Origin of the sequence: Halobacillus sp. (assembly GCF_049282395.1) — a bacterium.
Lineage (GTDB): Bacteria > Bacillota > Bacilli > Bacillales > Halobacillaceae > Halobacillus.
Window position 1 is genome coordinate 1 of record NZ_JBAPTY010000359.1, and the last position, 19,319, is coordinate 19,319.

The 19,319-nt window shown below is 43.1% G+C and carries 20 protein-coding genes; 9 read left to right on the top strand and 11 right to left on the bottom strand.

What is annotated here, in order from left to right:
• Positions 1–7: 7 nt before the first annotated feature.
• Positions 8–1,501 (top strand): phytoene desaturase family protein, encoded by a 1,494-nt coding sequence (locus tag WAM07_RS15120; RefSeq protein ID WP_422168181.1) that lies wholly within the window; start codon positions 8–10, stop codon positions 1,499–1,501.
• A gap of 647 nt (positions 1,502–2,148) precedes the next feature.
• Here WAM07_RS15120 and WAM07_RS15125 read toward each other — a convergent pair.
• Genes WAM07_RS15125 through WAM07_RS15135 form a run of 3 tightly spaced genes read right to left on the bottom strand, consistent with a single transcriptional unit; the run spans position 2,149 to position 5,950 of the window.
• Positions 2,149–2,985: a phytoene/squalene synthase family protein gene (locus tag WAM07_RS15125; protein WP_422168154.1), complete on the bottom strand. Its 837-nt coding sequence runs from the start codon at positions 2,983–2,985 to the stop codon at positions 2,149–2,151.
• A 2-nt stretch (positions 2,986–2,987) separates the two neighbouring features.
• Positions 2,988–4,469, bottom strand: coding sequence for a phytoene desaturase family protein (locus WAM07_RS15130; protein ID WP_422168155.1), 1,482 nt, complete (start codon positions 4,467–4,469; stop codon positions 2,988–2,990).
• Positions 4,466–5,950, bottom strand: coding sequence for a phytoene desaturase family protein (locus tag WAM07_RS15135; RefSeq protein WP_422168157.1), 1,485 nt, complete (start codon positions 5,948–5,950; stop codon positions 4,466–4,468). Before WAM07_RS15135 ends, WAM07_RS15130 begins: the two co-directional genes overlap by 4 nt.
• Before the next feature lie 285 nt (positions 5,951–6,235).
• On the opposite strand from WAM07_RS15135, the gene WAM07_RS15140 reads away from it, so the two are divergent.
• Complete coding sequence (locus WAM07_RS15140; protein WP_422168159.1) at positions 6,236–6,442, top strand: hypothetical protein; 207 nt, start codon at positions 6,236–6,238, stop codon at positions 6,440–6,442.
• A 77-nt stretch (positions 6,443–6,519) separates the two neighbouring features.
• Positions 6,520–6,651, top strand: coding sequence for a YjcZ family sporulation protein (locus WAM07_RS15145; RefSeq protein WP_087946066.1), 132 nt, complete (start codon positions 6,520–6,522; stop codon positions 6,649–6,651).
• 93 nt (positions 6,652–6,744) lie between these two features.
• Here WAM07_RS15145 and WAM07_RS15150 read toward each other — a convergent pair whose 3' ends face one another.
• Together WAM07_RS15150 and WAM07_RS15155 are read right to left on the bottom strand one after the other, a co-directional pair.
• The gene (locus WAM07_RS15150) at positions 6,745–8,103 is read right to left on the bottom strand and encodes a TrkH family potassium uptake protein (RefSeq protein ID WP_422168160.1); all 1,359 of its coding nucleotides are present in this window, start codon (positions 8,101–8,103) and stop codon (positions 6,745–6,747) included.
• A gap of 137 nt (positions 8,104–8,240) precedes the next feature.
• Positions 8,241–8,666, bottom strand: a complete 426-nt coding sequence (locus WAM07_RS15155) for a YwpF-like family protein (RefSeq protein WP_422168162.1) — start codon at positions 8,664–8,666, stop codon at positions 8,241–8,243.
• Positions 8,667–8,916: 250 nt separating this feature from the next.
• Here WAM07_RS15155 and WAM07_RS15160 point away from each other — a divergent pair, with 250 nt between their 5' ends.
• Positions 8,917–9,951: a zinc-binding dehydrogenase gene (locus WAM07_RS15160; RefSeq protein WP_422168183.1), complete on the top strand. Its 1,035-nt coding sequence runs from the start codon at positions 8,917–8,919 to the stop codon at positions 9,949–9,951.
• Between the two features lie 859 nt (positions 9,952–10,810).
• Here WAM07_RS15160 and moaA read toward each other — a convergent pair.
• The 5 genes from moaA to WAM07_RS15185 all read right to left on the bottom strand — a co-directional run bounded on the left by moaA (position 10,811) and on the right by WAM07_RS15185 (position 14,535).
• On the bottom strand, positions 10,811–11,821 hold the full coding sequence (gene moaA, locus WAM07_RS15165; RefSeq protein ID WP_422168164.1) for a GTP 3',8-cyclase MoaA: 1,011 nt from the start codon (positions 11,819–11,821) through the stop codon (positions 10,811–10,813).
• Between the two features lie 23 nt (positions 11,822–11,844).
• Positions 11,845–13,107: a gephyrin-like molybdotransferase Glp gene (gene glp / locus WAM07_RS15170; RefSeq protein WP_422168166.1), complete on the bottom strand. Its 1,263-nt coding sequence runs from the start codon at positions 13,105–13,107 to the stop codon at positions 11,845–11,847.
• 153 nt (positions 13,108–13,260) lie between these two features.
• Positions 13,261–13,395, bottom strand: coding sequence for a hypothetical protein (locus tag WAM07_RS15175; protein ID WP_422168168.1), 135 nt, complete (start codon positions 13,393–13,395; stop codon positions 13,261–13,263).
• A gap of 108 nt (positions 13,396–13,503) precedes the next feature.
• Entirely contained in the window at positions 13,504–13,641 is a 138-nt protein-coding gene (locus tag WAM07_RS15180) for a hypothetical protein (protein ID WP_422168170.1), read from the bottom strand.
• 357 nt (positions 13,642–13,998) lie between these two features.
• Positions 13,999–14,535 (bottom strand): HD domain-containing protein, encoded by a 537-nt coding sequence (locus WAM07_RS15185; RefSeq protein ID WP_422168185.1) that lies wholly within the window; start codon positions 14,533–14,535, stop codon positions 13,999–14,001.
• A 127-nt stretch (positions 14,536–14,662) separates the two neighbouring features.
• On the opposite strand from WAM07_RS15185, the gene WAM07_RS15190 reads away from it, so the two are divergent.
• The 3 genes from WAM07_RS15190 to WAM07_RS15200 all read left to right on the top strand — a co-directional run bounded on the left by WAM07_RS15190 (position 14,663) and on the right by WAM07_RS15200 (position 16,612).
• The gene (locus WAM07_RS15190) at positions 14,663–15,412 is read left to right on the top strand and encodes an SDR family NAD(P)-dependent oxidoreductase (RefSeq protein ID WP_422168171.1); all 750 of its coding nucleotides are present in this window, start codon (positions 14,663–14,665) and stop codon (positions 15,410–15,412) included.
• Between the two features lie 80 nt (positions 15,413–15,492).
• Positions 15,493–15,825, top strand: a complete 333-nt coding sequence (locus tag WAM07_RS15195) for a hypothetical protein (protein WP_422168173.1) — start codon at positions 15,493–15,495, stop codon at positions 15,823–15,825.
• Between the two features lie 223 nt (positions 15,826–16,048).
• The gene (locus WAM07_RS15200; protein WP_422168175.1) at positions 16,049–16,612 is read left to right on the top strand and encodes an FAD-dependent oxidoreductase; all 564 of its coding nucleotides are present in this window, start codon (positions 16,049–16,051) and stop codon (positions 16,610–16,612) included.
• Between the two features lie 332 nt (positions 16,613–16,944).
• Here the strand turns inward: WAM07_RS15200 and corA are convergent, their stop codons facing one another.
• Positions 16,945–17,895 carry a magnesium/cobalt transporter CorA gene (gene corA / locus WAM07_RS15205; protein WP_422168177.1) on the bottom strand — a complete coding sequence of 317 codons (951 nt, stop codon included), beginning with the start codon at positions 17,893–17,895 and terminating at the stop codon, positions 16,945–16,947.
• Positions 17,896–18,020: 125 nt separating this feature from the next.
• On the opposite strand from corA, the gene WAM07_RS15210 reads away from it, so the two are divergent.
• Complete coding sequence (locus tag WAM07_RS15210; protein ID WP_422168179.1) at positions 18,021–18,602, top strand: GNAT family N-acetyltransferase; 582 nt, start codon at positions 18,021–18,023, stop codon at positions 18,600–18,602.
• On the top strand, positions 18,595–19,146 hold the full coding sequence (locus WAM07_RS15215; protein WP_422168180.1) for a hypothetical protein: 552 nt from the start codon (positions 18,595–18,597) through the stop codon (positions 19,144–19,146). The genes WAM07_RS15210 and WAM07_RS15215 overlap by 8 nt, the downstream gene beginning before the upstream one ends.
• Positions 19,147–19,319 lie beyond the last annotated feature (173 nt).

Here is a 19,319-nt window from a genome sequence, read left to right on the forward strand (position 1 = left end):
GGGGAAAATCCTATCAGTGGAAAGGGAGGTCTTACGAACGAAAGTTGCAATAGTCGGGGGCGGCTTAGGAGGGCTTTCGGCGGCTGTCACCCTGGCCAAATCCGGAGCCGAAGTTAAACTTTTCGAAAAGAACGACCATTTTGGAGGGAAGATGATGCCAGTCAATGAAGCAGGCTATCATTTCGATTTCGGGCCGAATACTATCACCATGCCAGAGGTATTTCAAGATGTCCTTCGGCAGGGCGGTTTAGAAAAAGAACTCCCCTTTACTAAACTTACTCATCATACTAGAAACCAGTTTAAGGATGGCACAACCTTTGATCTGTCCTCAGACCGGCAATATATGAAGCAGCAGCTCTACCATCTGGACAAAAAAGGATTTGAAAACTACGACGCCTTTTTACTGGAAATTGAACGCCTGTTTCATTTATCAAAAGAATATTTTCTTCATCGGACTTTTTCCGGATGGAAAGATTACCTCTCTCCTTCCCTGGCCAAAGGGTTTGCCCAGGTGAGGCCGCTTGAGTCGATGGATCATTTTTTCAGAAGATATTTTTCTCACCCCGGCATCATTCAATCTCTTAACCGTTATTCTACCTATGTAGGCTCGAATCCCTACGTTACGCCGGCTACATTTGCCATGATTGCTCACCTGGAATTAAATGAAGGAGTTTACTACGTCCCTGGCGGAAATACGAAGATCGCAGAATACATGGCGAACGCTGCAGAAAACCAGGGAGCTCAGTTATATAAGAACACACGAGTAGAAAAAATCTTAACCCGTAACAAAAAGGCCACTGGCGTGGTGGCTTGTGGCCATACTTACGAAGCAGACTATGTGATCGTGAATGGAGACCTATTACAATCCGTTCCGGAATTAATCGATAACGAAAAGCGAACCTCATTATCTGATAAAAAACTCCGTTCTTTCGATCCTTCTATATCCGCTTTCGTTATTATGGCTGGACTGGACACCACTGTCCCGGACCTACATCACCACCATGTTCTTTTTTCCAGGAATTACGAAAAGGAATTTTCAAGTTTAAAAAATGGCCAATATGCTGAAGAGCCTACCATCTATATCGGAACGTCTGCTAAGTCGGACTCGACCCTTTCCTCTGAAGGAGACAATTGTTTCATCCTGGTTAATGCCCCGGCGCTTGGCACTTCAATTGAAATAGACCGGGAAAGGTATAAAGAGAAGATTTATAAGGATTTAGCGCACGCCGGGATCCCGATTGAAAACCACGTATTTTTCGAAAAAGTGATCGGCCCTGAGGAAATAGAAAGCCACTTCGGTGCATATCGTGGTTCCCTTTACGGTCCTTCCTCCAACCGCCGGCTCCAGGCGTTTATGAGACCATTCAACCAGTCTCAGGATTTTAGCAATCTGTACTTCTGCGGAGGCAGTACCCACCCTGGAGGCGGCTCTCCAATGGTCGTTCTCAGCGGTCAAAACGTAGCCAACCAGATCCTTGGGAGAATTTTTCACCCCGAATAGAAAAAAGGCTCTGTTAAAATTTATTATTGATTTTTCATAAGAGGCTTATTACGCAATAGGGCCGGATTGTGGAAGACTCAGTTTCAAGAAATTGGGCTAGAGTGAAGGTCCTGCGGGGGACGATTCGCTTTCCGTGGGCATGTGCTGAGCCTCCTCGAGCTACGCTCTCCGGGGTCTCACCGATCATGTTTATCCCACAGGAGTCTTCATCGTCCCCCTCCAGACCTTGCTGAAATAAGAGACTCGAACTCATGGGGAATACCCTCTTGGATAGAAAACATGTAAACATGCTATGAGCTTCTGTTTCCCTTCTGTTTCTCCATAGGTTTCATCGAAAAATACCTGGTATAGGTGGATTTAGAACCAACAGCTGCACTTCTAAAGAAGGGTCCGTTAGTCAAAACCATGTTGGGTTGGTGGGGAAATAGCGAGACTCCCGTGGGAGAAGGAGCTAGGCGAGACCCCACAAGGAGTGAAAACGACTGAGGAAGCTTGCCAGTTCCCCCACAGGAAAGCGAGTTATTTCCCCACCAGCCCTTCTCAATTTAACGTAACGGGCCCCGATTATCTTGCAACAGAGTCTTCCACAAACGGGAGCTTAACCTAAGGATCAGTATAGAAGTTTAATAGAGCCAAAAAAAAGCAGATTATTGCATTTCCGCAATAATCTGCTTTTTCATTTGATCAGATACGTAGTTTCGCTTCCCAAAGACCTGATAATCGTTATTTCTAACTGTCTGGATGATGGCCCGATACATTTTCGCAGCTCCTCCTACAGGAGTTCTTGAATAAAGAGGGTACTCCGGCAGAGTAGCTAATGCATTCCGGTAGTAGTGCTCAGCATCCTGTGCTAAGTCTTCCCAGAGCTGTATAAATGCTTCATTTACCTTCTTGTTATGGAGATCTGTATGGGTATAACCATAGTCGATCATCATCTGTTCAGGGATATAAATGCGATTATTATCCAGATCTTCTCCGATATCCCTCAGGATATTGGTGATCTGCATAGCATACCCAAGTTCAATGGCACCTGTTTTAACTCTGGAGACTTTACCGGGGGCAAGTACAGGTAAAAGCATAAGCCCCACCGTACTTGCGACATGATAGCAATAATGTAGGAGATCGTCTTTTGTATCAATCGTTTTCGGATATAAGTCCATGCGCTGACCGACAATCATCTCATAAAAAGGCGCCGGATCCAGAGGAAAACGTTCAAAAGCATCCTGGAGAGCAATCCAGCATGGATCTTCGGTTTCAAGCCTGCCCTCCATAAAAAGATCAAACTCAACAGCAAATGCTTCCAGCTCTTCTTTCGGATTTTCCCCTTCATCCACAATGTCATCGGCCCTTCGACAAAAGGCATAAATGGCCCATACAGCCCTTTTCTGATGTTTAGGGAGCATGGCGAAAGCTTTCGAGAAGGTCTTTGAATGTTTCTCTATTATGTTTTTGCAATGGTCATAAGCATGATTTAAGTCCATCATCTCTAAACACCTCGCTTATAATTATGCCTTTCTTCAGAACCATTTTGCAAATGATCCGCTAGCAGCTTAGCTCCCTGCATGACAATGGGAATGCCACCTCCAGGGTGGATTGATGCTCCAACCGCATATAGATTCGAAAGAGAATACGGCTTTAGCTGAGGGCGGAATACGCCGGACTGAAAGAGGGTTGGGGCAATACCGAAGCTTCCACCTCCATAAAGACCATCTTTTTTGGCTTCTTCCGGTGTCCTCACTTTCATCCAGTTCATATGTTTCCTCAACTCCGGAAAACCTCTTTCCTCCATTTGCTGGAGCACATGGTCAATTAATTGATCCTTTTTATTCCAGTCCACTTCGTCTCCTGTGGGTACAGGTATTAACGTGTAAAGAACCCCTTTACCAGGAGGCGCTAATGAATCATCAACGATCGAGGGATGAAACGTGTAAAAAGAAGGATCTTCAGGCAGCTCTTTCGTTTCAAATACTTGCTTCATGTGCTTGTCGAAGTTTGAAGACATGAAAAACTGATGGATCGTGTGATTCGGATAGATCTTATCGAGTCCCATATATAGAAGCAGGCAGCCGGATGAAGGGGTATAATTACGTTTATGCTGCCGTTCTTCAGGTAGCAATTGATCCATTGTAGGGAAGTCCCCATTCAATATAAGTTCATCTACCTCGACTTCTTTATCTCCCGCTGTAATAGACTTGACCTGAGAGTACGATGTGTAAAGCTGTTTTACTTCGGCACCGGTGTGAATCTCTACCCCTCGTTCTTTGAGACGTTCGACAATCAAATCGACCAGGTGGGCATATCCGCCTTTCATATACCAGATCCCGTGTTCATGTTCGCTGTATGATACCAGCGAATACATTGCCGGAGACTGCTCCGGGTGGCCGCCAATATAAAGAGTCTGCAATGTATAAGCTTCCACCAGCTGTTCGTCTGCAAAATAGCTTCTCATCATCTTCTTAACATTTTGATACGCTTTCAGCTGAATCAAAGTTTTTATATTCTGCCCGGAGAAAAAACGGCGTTTGTTTACAAAGGATTGCTCTAAAAATTGAGATTTACCGCGCAGAAAACGAATTTTCATGTCCATAAGAAACCGGTCAAATTGTTTCTCACTTCCAGGGAATTTGGCTTTCAATTCCTGCTTTTGCTGATCAGGGTCCGAGTATTTAGTAAATGCACGACCATCTTTAAACCGGATATCATAAAGTGGATCACATGGAATGAGCGGAATATCTTTTCGTTCAAAACCACCTTCTTCCAATATACTGAGAAGCATCTCCGGCAGCAGAACGATGGTCGGTCCCTGGTCAATTTTGTAAGGCCCATTCCTTTCATAGGTCAGACGTCCGCCAAGGTAATCGTTCTTTTCAAAAATGGTAATTTTTCTTTCCTTTTCTTTGGAAAGAAGCAGGGCTGTTACTAAGCCGCCAATTCCGCTCCCTACAATAGCCGTTTGGGTTTGCTTCATGAGGTTTCAGCCTCCTCTCTGATCCACCCTGTCGTAATTCTCGCTGATTCAAGGATGGTGGGAAGCCCGCTTCCCGGGTGTGTGCCGCCGCCGACAAGCCAGCAATGATCCAATTCCTGAAAGCGGTTGTGGGGCCGGAAGTACATCATTTGAGAAAGCTGATGCCCAAGGCTGAACGTAGCACCTTTGTGAACAAAATGATCCGTCTGCCACTGTTTAGGTGTTAAGACTTTTTCTGTAACAATATGATCGCGAATGTCACTGAATCCAGTTTTACTTTCAAGCTCATCAAGGATAAGGTTTTTAAATGTTTCCTGCTTTTCATCCCAATCGATTTCAGAGTAATTGTTCGGAACAGGGGCTAGGATGTAAACAGCCGAATGCCCCTCTGGCGCTAATGTATCGTCTGTAACACTTGCGTTATGAATATAAATCGACGGTTCGTCGGATAGAACAAGATCTTTCGTCATTTCATCGACATTTCTCTTATAATCTTCCGCGAAAAGAATCGTGTGGTGAGGCATCTTTTCATAAAGCTTATCCAATCCCACATAGATCATAAACGTCGAGCAGGAATATTTTTTCTTAGCCAGATTTTTCTCAGAGTACTTTTTCAGCTCATTCCCCTCCACCATATGACTCATGGCATTCGCGAAGTCAGCATTTACGATGACCTCGTCCGCTTCAAATTCTTCTCCCGATTCGAGTTCAATACCAACGACTTTTTTACCCTCTGTTTTAAATTTGCGTACGCCGTTTCCAAGGTGGATCTGTCCTCCATGTTCCTCGGTCACTTTTGCCATAGACTTGGACAGCTGGTTGACTCCACCTTTTGGATGAAAGACTCCGTACTCATGTTCCATATAAGAGAGAATCGAAAAGGCTCCCGGACATTCCCAGGGTGACATGCCTAAATACTTTGCCTGGAATGTAAAAGCGATTTTTAACTTTTCATCTGTAAAGTAGTCGGATAATACTTGGTAAACCGACTTTCCGAGCGATAGCTTAGGAAGTGCTTTCAAAGCACGTAGACTTACATAATCGGTCAGCTTGTTATGGCGCGTTTGAAGCAAAGGAAGCAGGGCATCCATTTTCTTTCTCGTATCGTTCATAAAACGGACGTAGCCTTTTTCATTGCCTGGGAAATGCTTGGAGATCACGTTCAGCATTTTCATGCGATCACGGTACATCGGCACCCGCTTCCCATCGAATTGCAGCTCATACATCGGTGCAAGTTCAATTAAATCCATATAATCATGAGCATTTCTGCCGGACATTTCAAATAATTCCTCGACGATATGAGGCATACTAAGAAAGGTCGGACCTATATCGAATGTATAGTCGCCTAAAGAAAAATGACCATTTCTTCCTCCTACAAATGGTTGTTTCTCAAATACATGAACATCGTAACCTTTCGAAGCGAGGATCATAGCCGAAGCCAATCCTCCAGGTCCTGCTCCTATCACTGCCACTTTCTTCATCGCGCCCACCTTCTCTCTATATAACGACTAATCTAGAATCATTATACAAAATATCTATACGGCAAACGAATAATAACCTTTATTCGATGTGCTCAAAGTCCTTCTTTTGTCTTACTGAAAATTCTATTCCTTGCGCATTCCCTTATTATTAAAGAAAAAACCATAGAAAGCACATCCCCCAGCGATTGTATTGTATGTAAATTATCCTTTTCGCCGCTAATCCTAAGACTCCTTCATAATTTATTAAGATTCGTGAATAATAAGCAAGCAAGGAGGCTGATGGTGATGTACGCTAACCAAAGAATTTCAGGACCCTATTTCCCTTCTCACGTGACATCTTCTCCTGATCAGAAAAGGTTGATCAATGAGCAGTTGAACCACTGGTGTGAAGAGATTGAATGCAGTGAACAAGCCTTGAACGATTCCCAAAAGGAACTCCTTCACCAAAAGAGCAAAATTATTAAATTAGCTCCATCCACATTTATGAATTAATCCTCTCTAGGTGAATAACCATACACATATGCCGCCTCCTGCATACGCTGAGTATGTAAACAACAGGAGGTGAGCTTATGTACGGAGGCTATCCTTACGGCGGAAGACGTTGCGGAAGATATGGTGGAGCTGGTTATGGTAACAACTTTGCCTTGATCGTCGTATTGTTCATTCTATTGGTAATCGTTGGTGCAGCATTTTACTGCTAATGTAAATGAATGATTTTCCTGAGGTAAAGAGATCGGGAAGAAAGATTAATTTCATCAAAAAAAGCGCAGCCTGATGGCTGAGCTTTTTTTGATTTAACCAATGATTAACCTCTCTTTTGGATAATGGTAATTCCCTTTTGTTCTGTCTTTCTGGAAAGAGAACAAGAAAGTCAATATACCGATTCTCCCGAGGAACATGAGAAGCATTAATACAATTTTTCCAAATGCGGTCATCCCTGGTGTTATACCTAACGATAGACCAACCGTTCCAAATGCGGAACATACTTCAAACAGTAATTCATTTAATGTAAAAGGTTCACTTATGGACAAAGCCATTAAAGCAATAAAGCAAAGCAGCATGGCCATCATCATAACCACAACGGCTCTGTTTAAATCTTCATTATGAACCTCTCTTCTAAACAATCGAATTCTGTTGCCGCCCCGGGCAAAGGTTAAGATGAAAATGACAACCAGAGCAAACGTAGTGGTACGTATTCCTCCTCCAACACTGCTTGGAGATGCCCCGATAAACATTAACGAAGACATAAACAGCTGCGTCTGTTCGGTAAACTGGTTAATGTCCATAGTTGAAAGCCCGCCACTTCTCGTGGTGACCGACTGAAACAGGGCATAGAAAAATACTTCATGCCAGTCTTTTCCGGCAAAGAAATGATTAAACTCCAGGAGGATAATCATCCCCGTCCCCAGCAGTACAAGCATGAAAAAAGTAAAGCTCGTCAATTTTGCAAATAAAGAAAACCGAATTGTTTTTACATCGTTGTTATTAAACAAGTACTGTTTGACTTCAATAAGTACAGGAAAACCAATCGCTCCTGCAATAATTAAAATCATATTAATAAATTGGACAAAATAATCATGCCTAAATGGAATGAGTGATTGTCCAGTGATATCAAAACCACCGTTTGTCATAGCACTAATAGCTCCAAAAAAGCCTTGTAAATATGCTTCGCCAGGATCATAGTACTGAAGGAAATACGTCCCAAGAGTTAAAAAACCGATAAATTCAATGAGAAGTACCACTAGCACGATTTCCTTGACCATTTGGACCATCCCCTGGAAGGAAGTCCGGTTTTGGTCTGTCATTATGAGACGCCGCTCTTTCAAGCCTATCTTTTTCCCGAGCACAAGCCAGATCAACGTGCCGAGTGTCATAACTCCAATTCCGCCAAACTGTAATACTAACGCTAAAATAAATACCCCGGTTGTACTAAATGTCTCCGCCGTCGGGACAGTCGTCAGACCTGTTACACTAACGGCGCTGACGGCTGTAAATAACACGTCTATGAAATCCAGTTTTACACCCGGTTTATGGCCGACAGGTAAAGCAATTAGTATAGATGAAATGGTAACCGCAATTAGATAATATATGGCAATTAATTGAAATGGCGATAATTCATTCAGCCAGCGCAGGCTCTTTCTTCTCACCCACATACGATATCTCCTTTAACCATGCTGTTTCCGACTTAATGATTGAACACCATTCCCATTATAGCAGGGTAATTTAAGATTTTCTTTACCCGATTTAATTTTTTCGCCCGCTTTCCTATGTAAAGAGAACTGGAGCGGGTTTACGAAGAGGCTTCTTCTGCTTTTTTCTTGAAAGCAGCCAGCAGTTCTTCATTCTGGTATCCTTCATCCATAAGCTGTCGGAGCGTCTTCTCAATTTGCTCCTGTTGGCGATTCACGATCGACCCCATAAAAATAACATTGATGTGATCCCCAATTACATTTGTATCAATCGGTGTCACTAGAAACGTAGCTGGCTGATTACTAGGTTTTGTAATTTTCACCTGTACCATAATTTCCTCTTGGTTGTTGCACATGGTCTGGAAGAAATCCTGGTAGCTTTGATCCACATACGCTTCTATGATCCACCGTCCATGATCGTCTTCACGGTTAATAATGAGCCCATCCAGCAGTTTAATCCGTCTTTGTGTAATATCTTCATTTTTCTCTTCTATGATATCCAAAGAAATTAATTTAAAGGTTTTCATGCAAACTCCCCTCCGCAAACACATATTACCTATATTATAGAGGACGGTTACGATTTGAGCAAAGGCTGAATCATTTTACCAGATAAAGTTTGAATCTGCCTATAGTTTGATCAAGAAAGACTGTCCAGCGTGCAGGTGTAATAGTGGGACTCGTTAACCATTAACCAAACTCGCAGATTGGATGAACGGCTCAATTACGTGTAAGCTAATAGAGACAAGCTAAGAATACAAACTGGGAGGTAATGTTGTGATGAAAGCAGTTCAAGTTACTGGATATGGGGATGTCGATCAATTAAAAGTGGTGGAAAAAGACATTCCGGAGCCCAAAAGTAACGAGGTTTTAATTAAAGTGAGAGCCTGCGCGATTAATAACACAGAAATCTGGATGCGAGAAGGCGCCTACGGAACAGGAGGTAAATCAGGCTGGCGTCCGGAAGGTGTCCAATTTCCTCGTACACCCGGGTCCGATATAACCGGTACCATTGAAAAAGCGGGCAGCGAAGTAGATCAGCATATGATTGGCAGAGATGTCGTGGTCTTCCCTTTTACTTCAAGCGGTGACGAAGGTCAGGAACATATAGCGGAAGATATGTCTTTCATTGGTTCAGAGTACGATGGAGGATATGCGGAATACGTCGTTTGGCCGGCTGATCTATGCTTTGACATGCCCCTATCTGACTACACGGAAAGCGCCGTGTTCTCTGTCAGTGGCATGACAGCATGGCACATGATCGAACAGCTCCAGGTACAGCCTGGTGAAACTATAATGGTAACAGGAGCCAATGGAGGCGTTGGTTCATTAAATGTACAAATTGCTTCTCAAGTATTTGGTGCTAAAGTGATCGCCATTGTAGGCGACTTAGCTTTGGAAGAAAGGTTGAAAGAGCTTGGTGCAGACCATGTACTGTCTTATCGGTCTGAGCGACTGGCGGAAGAAATCCTGGAGGCAAACGGGGGACCGATCGATTCTGTAGTGGATGTCGTGGGAGACGCTTTGTTTTCTACTTCTCTGGAAGTATTGAAAAAAGGCGGGAAATTCTGTACTTCCGGTTCTGCCGGTGGGCAGAAGACGGAATTGGACTTTCGCACGCTCTACTTGAAACATATTACTCTCTATGGATCCGTACTGGGAACAAGAGCTGAGTTCAAGCGTATGCTTCAAGCCATTTCAGAAGGTAAAATTAAACCCGTGATTGACCGGACGTTTCCTTTGGAAGAAGCAAGAGAAGCCCAAACTTACTTTAAGCAAGCCGGCAAAACCGGAAAGATTGTTCTAATTCCATAGTAAGCAACTCTGGTCTATCCATGATATACACTGTTCAAGAAAAGCTCCCGTTTGTGTAAGACTCGATTTCGAGATATCTGTTGAGCGGAAGGTCCTTCGGGGGACGATTTCACTTTCCGGCCCTGCACGACGCAGGGTCGTTCGACGTTGCCACAGGACGTGGGGATCTTAGTCGAACATCCCTTGCGCGGAGCCTCCTCAGGCTCGCCTTCCGGGGTCTTCTCAGTCATTTTCATCCCACAGGAATCTTCATCGTCCCCCTCCGGACCTAGCGAAATAGGGAGTTCGAAACCCTCTATGATGATGTCTGCTAAATGAAGATCCTTAACTTAAGAGCGACGCTGAATTTCTAGTGAAAATTCAAGGGTATACCCCCTGCTATATAAGCATTTATGGTTACTTGAGGATGTTATACCTTCGCTTATAGAAGGGCCGTTTTATCCGCTCCTGGCTGGGTGGCGAAGGAAACGACGAGACTCCCGCGGGAGAAGGAGCTAGGCGAGACCCCACAGGGAGTGACAACGACCGAGGAGGCTTGCCAGTTCCCCCGCAGGAAAGTGTTCAAATGTGGAATCACCCCGACAGACACGACCAGCATAAGCCGACCATCAAAAGGATGGCGGTTTTTCAATCCGTTGATGAGCGGCTTATGTCTCGAGTGTCTGGGTGATAGAACAAGACGAGTTGTTTCCGCAGCCACCCTTATCAAATTTTTGGCAACGGACCCAGATTATCTTGAAACTGAGTCTTCAACTATTCGGCCCTGTAGCGGAAGATCTATCTTACTTAAAGTCTATAAAAATGTTTTGCAAATCCTAGTAAAAAGCCGGATACCCAGCGCGAGGGTATCCGGCTTTTTTCAGCCGCCGATATACGACATTTCAATTTTCTTCTTCGTTGGTTTTCCATTGGCACGGTCAATCGAATATTGGTCATCTCTTCTCGTCCATATTTTTATAAGATTAGAAATAATCGCTTCATCCGGCTCCCCGCCTCTCAGCAACTCACGAATATCATGACCTTCTGAAGCAAAGAGACAGGTGAACAGCTTTCCATCTGCTGAAAGACGTACTCGCGTGCAGCTGCTGCAAAAAGCGTCTGTAACAGAAGAGATCACTCCAATCTCTGCTTCGCTTCCTTCATAACGATACCTGGAAGCTACTTCTCCAAAATAATTCGCGTCAAGCGGCACTAAAGGCAGTTCCTGATTAATTTCTTCAATAATATCCTTTTTGGAAATTACAGAACCCATATTCCAGCCGTTATGATTTCCTACGTCCATAAATTCAATAAACCGCAGAGTGTCACCTGTTTCCTTGAAGTAACGGGCCATCGGAAGAATCTGACTCTCGTTCATGCCTTTTTTCACAACCATGTTGATCTTTATTTCAAGCCCTGCATCCCTGGCAGCTTCTATTCCTTTAAGTACGGGACTGGTTTTAATCCCTCTGCCGTTCGTCTGCTGAAAGACTTCGTCTTCAATGGCATCAAGACTTACGTTTACACGATTAAGACCCGCTTCCTTGAGTTTCTTCGCCTGTTTAACGAGGAATACGGCATTGGTTGTTACGGCAATATCCTTAATCCCATCTATCTCGTTCAATCTTGCCACCAGTTCATGAAGATCCTTCCTCATCAGAGGCTCTCCTCCCGTTAAACGGATCTTCTCGACTCCAAATTTCGAAAAGATTTGAACAAGCCGGATGATTTCATCGAAACTTAGAAGCTCGTCCTTTGGCATAAATTTATAATCATCACCGAAAATCTCTGCCGGCATACAGTACGTACATCTAAAATTACATTTATCAATAACAGAGATTCGTAAATCCTTCATTGGTCGTTCATGCTGGTCTAATACATAATCGGTCATACCTTCACTCCTTCTGTGTCTTTTCAGAAGCTCTCTTGTCCTGTCAGATCTTCTAGTAAAAGGGCTTCCACGTTGTCCCCTTTTTCATAACCACGTGTGCCTCCCGGGAGCATAATGAGTACATTTGTATGGGCAAGCGAAGAAACAACGGCGGACTTGTCCATACCGACCGGGTCAACGATCACCCGCCCCTCCTGGTACCGTAAGCATCCTCGCACAAATCTAGTAAAAGGATTGGGCTTTTTAAAATCTTTTCCTAATGTAGCTTGAATTCGTTGATGAAAGGGTTTAGACCGCCCTAAATAGGAAAGAATGATGGGATAAGTAAACAACTCAAACCCCACATAGCATGCGGAAGGGTTCCCTGATAGTCCAAACAACAATTTCCCCTGATAAGAAGCTACCGTCGTCACGCTTCCTGGTCTCATGGCTACCTTATTAAATAACACATCCGCTTCTAACTTCTCATAAATATCAGGCATTAAATCATAATCCCCGACCGATACGCCGCCCGTCGTAATTAATACATCCACCTTATCTAAAGCTTCAGATACGGATTGATAACAAATATCAAAGTCATCTTCTAACTTTCCAAAATAATGAGCTTCTCCCCCTGCACGCTTCACTTGGGAAACGATCATGAAGGCATTGGAATTCCGTATCTTCCCAGGCTCCAGAGGCTCATCTACCTCCAGTAATTCAGTACCGGTAGCGAACACGCCTATAACCGGCTTTTTATATACATTCACATCGCTGTAGCCAAATGTGGCAAGCAAGGCTTTTACCCCTGGATTAACCTTCGTGCCTGCTTCTACCAACACGTCACTTTCTTGGGTTTCCGATCCTTGTTGGATAATATTTTGATTTCTTTTCATAGGACGCTTTAAAGACATCCAGGACTGGCCATCCTGTTCATACGTCTGACATATTTCGAACATAGCTACGCAATCGGCACCTGAAGGGATTTCTGCGCCCGTCATAATACGAACAGCTTCCCCTTCCTTTATTAGCCGACTGGCACGATGGCCGGCCCCTACCGTTTCCGTTACCCTAAACTGACCGCTTTTATCCTTTGATAGCCCTTCTGTATCTTCGGACCGTAATGCAAAACCGTCATAGGGTGACTTATCAAAAGGAGGAACCGGGTGTGTAGCTACTATATCTTCTGCTAAGGTACGGTTATCACAAAACTCAAGAGGGAGAATTTCCCCCTCAGCCTTCTTTTTATAGTTCATCACCGAATTCACTGCATCCGGTACAGGCATAGGTTTTCTATGTAAACTCATGTCAACAAAGCCTTTCTGTATAAAATTTTTCTGTAGACTATCTTTTCCTGACCTTAACGGATTTGACAGTTTTTTTCAAAGTTTTAGCTTCTTAAATCCCGAAATACCGTAAAAAATGAAAATACCCCAGCCAAAATGACTGGGGGCTGCACCTTATAATGAGGTGTATTTTAATTTAGTTTGATTGATTTTTTCTCCAATTGCTTTAGACCTTTGGACTGACTGTTCTCTTGCTTCCTGGTCCAGCTTTTGGATGTAAATCGTAAAAATAAGCACGTTGATCCGCATGTTTACCCCTCCAATACTACGTAACTAAGCGGTATCCTTCTCGTCGTTTAACCAATCCATAAATTCCATCCTTAGCGTGCTGCTCATAATTTTTCACTCCTTTTTAATTTACATGTAATGGATAAATGATGATTTCCTGTCAAGCCATTGCTCTTTTGCAGACGGATGGTATCCGGGCAGTGGCGCGTAGTTCTCTTCCTTTCGTCTACTTACTTGAATCTTAAAAATAAACAAGTGGATCGTCATATCCTTCACCTCCTATATTAGTGTGTATTTATATCAAAAGAGTAAAATTACTCTTTGATAGCATAATAAAAAACCACAGGTCCCCTGTGGCTTCGTTTTTAGCAAACGATATTATGCTTTCATTAAAAAAGCCACAGGAATACAATATGCGTAACCCGCGGCTGTTATGAATAAAATGATGAAAAAGTTTACTCAGTAATTCCTATGTGCGCAGGCCGGTGTTCGATTGTCAGGTTTACAGTCATTGTAGTGTTCATCATTAGTGTCGACCTCGCTTTCAGAAAATTTTGCTTTCAATGGAATTATATAGAAGGCTGATTTAAAAGTAAAGCCTAATTAGGAAAAACGTTATACTTTTTATCCAGAGAGCTCTCCCCGTTCTTCTAAAGCTGCTTCCACTTTCAGATCCAGGTGGTGTAATAATTGGATCGCTTCGCTCTTGTCCATTTGCTTATAATGATGCAGGCCGGATGGCTGTTCATCTTTTTCATCGGCTACTCTCACCACTTCTTGAAGATCTGTCCGCTGGGATTCGAGGGAAAAAGGCAGATAGCTGTCCGTGTGGAGAAGTACAGCAAGCGATACCTCTTTTGCAACCAGTCGGTCTTCCCCGAGGCGAATCAATAATTTATGAGCGCGCTCTGCTCCCTTAATGGCATGAATATCATGTTTCCGATATTCTTCGTAGTCCCACTTTCCGTCCCGGTACCACTCATAATGTCCCATATCGTGAAGTAACGCTGATTTAGTTGCAAGGTCCGGATCTACATTGGATTCAATCGCCATATCATAGGCATAACCTGCTACGGTGACCGCGTGATGGATGCCTGATCGCTGTAAGTATTTCTGTGTGATACGGTGTTTAAAAACATCGACTAATGTTACGCGTTTGATACGATCACCTCCAATTTTTTAAGATAATACCATGTTCCACCCTGCTCTACAAGCCTTTTCCAATCCATATGACGACACAGGTTTATGAATAAAGACATTAAGGTAAAGTGAGGCAGGAGGGATTACTATGAATTTTCATGATGAAATTGTTTTAATCACGGGTGCAAGTAATGGGATCGGCCGAGGTCTGGCTTTATCCTATGCTGAACAAGGCGCCACCGTGATTGCCTGTGATAAAGATGAAGAACATGGCAGGCAGCTGGTAGGAGAAATTAGAGAGAACGGCGGGAACGGTTTCTTTTTTTACTGTGACGTACGTGACCCGAAAAATATAAATGAGTTGTTTGATGAGATAAAACAACACGTCGGCACGATCTCAATTTTAATTAACAATGCCGGGGTCAGTTCATTCCAGCCGCTTTTCGAACTGGATATCGATCAATGGGATGATGTGATTCAGACCAATCTGCGAAGTATTTTCCTATTTTCCAAGCAGGCTGGAAAGCTGTGGAAGAACGAAGGTGTACAGGGAAGAATCGTTAATATGGCTTCTACGCGAGCTTTTATGTCCGAGCCGGACTCAGAGGCCTATGCGGCTAGTAAAGGTGGCATTATAGCACTCACGCACGCATTAGCATCCTCTCTATCTCATTATAACATTCGTGTAAATTCCATTAGTCCGGGCTGGATTCAGACAGAGAACTACGAACAGCTCCGCGAGGTCGATCATGAGCAGCATCTTTCTAATCGCGTTGGAAAAGTCGAAGATGTAGCAAAAGCCTGTTTCTATTTGACTGATCGTTCTAATGATTTTGTAACAGGAGAAAATTTGACTGTGGACGGCGGTATGACAAGGAAAATGATTTACAAACATTAACAAAAATACGGGGAGTCAGGTTTAGGACCCTTGACCCCCGGGTAGTGTTAAAGCAAGCAGAGAACATGGAGGTGACAAGGATGGAAGAATTATCATCATATCAATTGCACCTGCACCAACCCTTACAAACCAACCAGGTTATGAAGCTCTACAAATTAGTTTCTAAAAGTAATCAGAACGTTTATTTACATCAAAACCATTTGATCGCTGACAGTGAACACTTGCCTAAGCTTATGTCTTTTTTTCTATTAATGGATATCAACGAGCCTCTTGTTATGATTATTGACGGTGAAGAAGTGGAACAAACTTTTCAGGAGATTGAGAGCTCTTGGCAGGATAACATCGCTGAGGCTAACTGCCGAAGAAGGTACACAGATTCTATCATAAACAGTAACACGTCTATATTCGTATAACCTCTATAGAGATAAATACTTACAGCACACGGAATACGGACCTTAAACGGCTAAAAGAACTCACTTCTAAAGGAAATGAGTTCTTTTTTATGTCTCTGGCAAACAATATTTTGTCTCCTCCTCTTCCCCAGAACCATCCTCTATTTCACATCCCTGATTTCTTCCCTGCGTAAAATTCGATATAATGAAAGTGTACCTACTTTACCTAAGGAGTGAGTTTTCTATGTATGATGTAGCTATTATCGGAGCAGGACCAGCCGGTGCCAGTGCGGCTTTATTTACAGCAAAGTCAGGGGTAAAGACAGTAATGTTCGACAGTGGCAAAAGTATAACAGCAAAAGCATGGGTGGAAAATCACTACGGAGTAAAAGAAATCGAGGGGCCTTCCCTGCTTCAGACAGGTCAAGAACAAGCTATTAAATTCGGTACTGAACTTGTGAAAGATGAAGTTCAGAGAATTAATGAAAATGGAGCTATGTATACAATCGAAACGTCAGAAGGAACTTATGATGCTGAGCACATCATTTTTGCTACGGGAATGTCCGTAAAGCTAGCTGAGGCCTTTGGTTTGGATACCCGAGATGGACGTGAACCAAGGGTAGCCAAAATCATTGAAGTGGATAAAAACGGCCATACGTCTTACCCGAAAGTGTGGGCCGCTGGAACAGTTGCCGGATTAAGTGTTCATACCATTATTACCGCTGGAGATGGCGCAAGAGTTGCGGTAAATGTAATCAGTGCTCTTAAAGGAAAACGCTACGTTGATCACGACGTTTTGAAATCATGATTCGGTAATTTACAGGTATACTGAATGGTTCAGACTCCCTACCCCACCAGGGCAGCCACATTAGAAATTCCACAGAAAAAAATTTATTCTTAGTTTGCTTATAGATTAAATAACGTAAAAAAAGCTATCCCTTTTTTAAAATGGGATAGCTTTTTTTTACGTTATTTAGTCCGGCGCTCCTGCACGTCAAGAGAGACTTCTAATTCATTAAACACGATAAATTCATCTCCTTTGATTGATGATATTTAAAGTGTAGTCGAATTCAGTCTTTTCTATAACAGTCCGCCGAGTGATTTTCTGTCAGCCTTCAGTCGTAACTCAACTCAGTCTCCTTAATCGAACCAGCCTTTACGCTTGAACCACATGAACATCCCTATGGAAACGCCTATCATAATGATCCAGACGACCAAATAGCCATATTGAGTATCAAGCTCTGGCATGTTCTTGAAATTCATTCCATACACCCCAACAATAAACGTCAGCGGCATAAAGATGACGGATATAACCGTCAGAATCTGCATCGTTCGATTGGTTTGATGAGAGTTTAAAGATAAATAACTATCTCTGATATCCTGTGTCATTTCACGGTTCGACGCTATAATATCCGCTACTTTTATTAAGTGGTCGTGGATATCAGCAAAATATTCCCTCCGGTCACGGACACCTTCTAAATGATGAGTATTCAATACCCGGTATAATAAATCCCGCATTGGGTGCACAGTCTGCCTCAATGTAAGCAGTTCACTTCTACGGTCAAACAGTTCATCCAGCAGGTTTTCCATAGATAGATTCTTCGTATTGGTTTCAATTTCGTTAATATGATCTTCAATTTCATAAACGATGGGAAAATAGTTATCCACTACTTTATCAAGGATTTGATAGAGTATGAAATACTCATCTACTTTGCTCATATCTTTGCTGCGTTTGAGCAGCCTCTCAGCAATGTCAAGCGATGGAGCAGGTTCCTTGTGAAACGTAACGATAGCACACTCTCCCAGGAAAATGTCGATCTCTTCCCTCTTAAGTTCCTCTCGATTGACAGAATGAAGCACAAAAAATGTGTGGTCATCATAGTAATCTAATTTGGGCCTTTGCAACTCATGAAGACAGTCTTCAATCGCTAGAGGGTGAAAATGAAAATAACTATCCAGCAGTTTGACTTCTTCTTCTGTAGGGGATTCAAAATCTACCCAGTACCAGTTCCAGTCTAGTGTAGATAGCTGCTCAAGCGTTAAATTCTTTTGAAGTCCATCCTTATTCGAATAGGCCGTGACATGAATCATATACTCACCTCTTACTTATGTAGCTTCTTCTACTCATACCCTGCCAGGAAAAAGAGAAAACACTCAACCTGATTCTTCCATTGTGATAGGATTAGACTGAAGAACTCTTAAGGAGCTTGTATACTATGAATAAATCGAAATTTAACACCCATTTAACGGGAAAGAAAGTAACCCTGCGATCCATTCAAGATGAAGACCTCCCTCTGCTCTGGGAGAAAATTTATGCAAATGAGCAAGAGTGGAAGAAATGGGACGCCCCCTACTACCCTCTTGAACCGCATACGCTGGAAAGCTACCGCAGCCACGAGAACGCTCGTAAAGAACGCTTAGGTTCTGAGGAGCCGGATTCACGGCTGCTGATTGAGGTTGATGGTCAAATAATTGGAACCGTGACGTATTATTGGGAGCACAAACCATCTTTATGGCTGGAGGTAGGCATTGGTATTTATGATCCTGACTACTGGAATGGAGGTTTCGGAACTGAAGCTTTAACGTTATGGATTGACCACCTTTTTCAATCGTTGCCTATAGTACGTGCAGGATTAACTACCTGGTCAAAAAATGAACGAATGATGAAAGTGGGAGAGAAATTAGGGTTGACATTAGAAGGACGGATGAGGAAATGCCGCATTTACGAAGGTAAGTTTTACGATTCCATCCGCATGGGAGTGCTTCGAGAAGAATGGAATGAGATGCATCGTGACTAAATTAAAGTTCTATAAAGTTACGTCGATCGTGCTGCTATTACTATCCATCATATTAGCGTATATGTGGTACGATTCCTCAAAGTCTCAGCCTGTCGAGTTATTTGCCGTTCAGGCTTCTTCTTCAGCGGTCAAAGAACTGCCGCGTAATCTTGAAGATGTGAAGCAGACTTTTAATATGTATCATACTCGAGAATCAGGGGAACAGAGAAGATTCCAGCTCGGCTCTCTGTTATCGGATCAACTGATGGATTTACATGACCAAACCCGGTTGTTCAATACTGCCCAGAGAACCAGCCTGCTAAGCAGCCAATGGTTCGGGGAATACAATGAAGCCCTTCGAAACTTAGACTTCATCATTACGGAGTACTCGGTTGGCCAAACGGAAGAAAAGAACCTAAATGAGGACGAAATGGATAAAGAGCTCAGTAAGCTTATAAGTGAAATAACAAAGGTCACTTCTGCTGAGGATTTTTCAGTGGCAGACGAAGAATCAATAAATTCAATAACCCAAGACCTTCAGAAGTTTAATAAAAAATTTCAATAATCCATCCGCCCCTTTGGCTCTGTAAATTACCGTATTGATTATTAAAGAAAAGCTCCCGTTTGTTGAAGACTCAGTTTCGAGACTTTTGTGTGAATTAGGTCCTTCGGGGGACGATTTCGCTTTCCGCGGGCATGTGCTGAGCTTCCTCGGGCTTAACAGCCCTGCGGGATCTC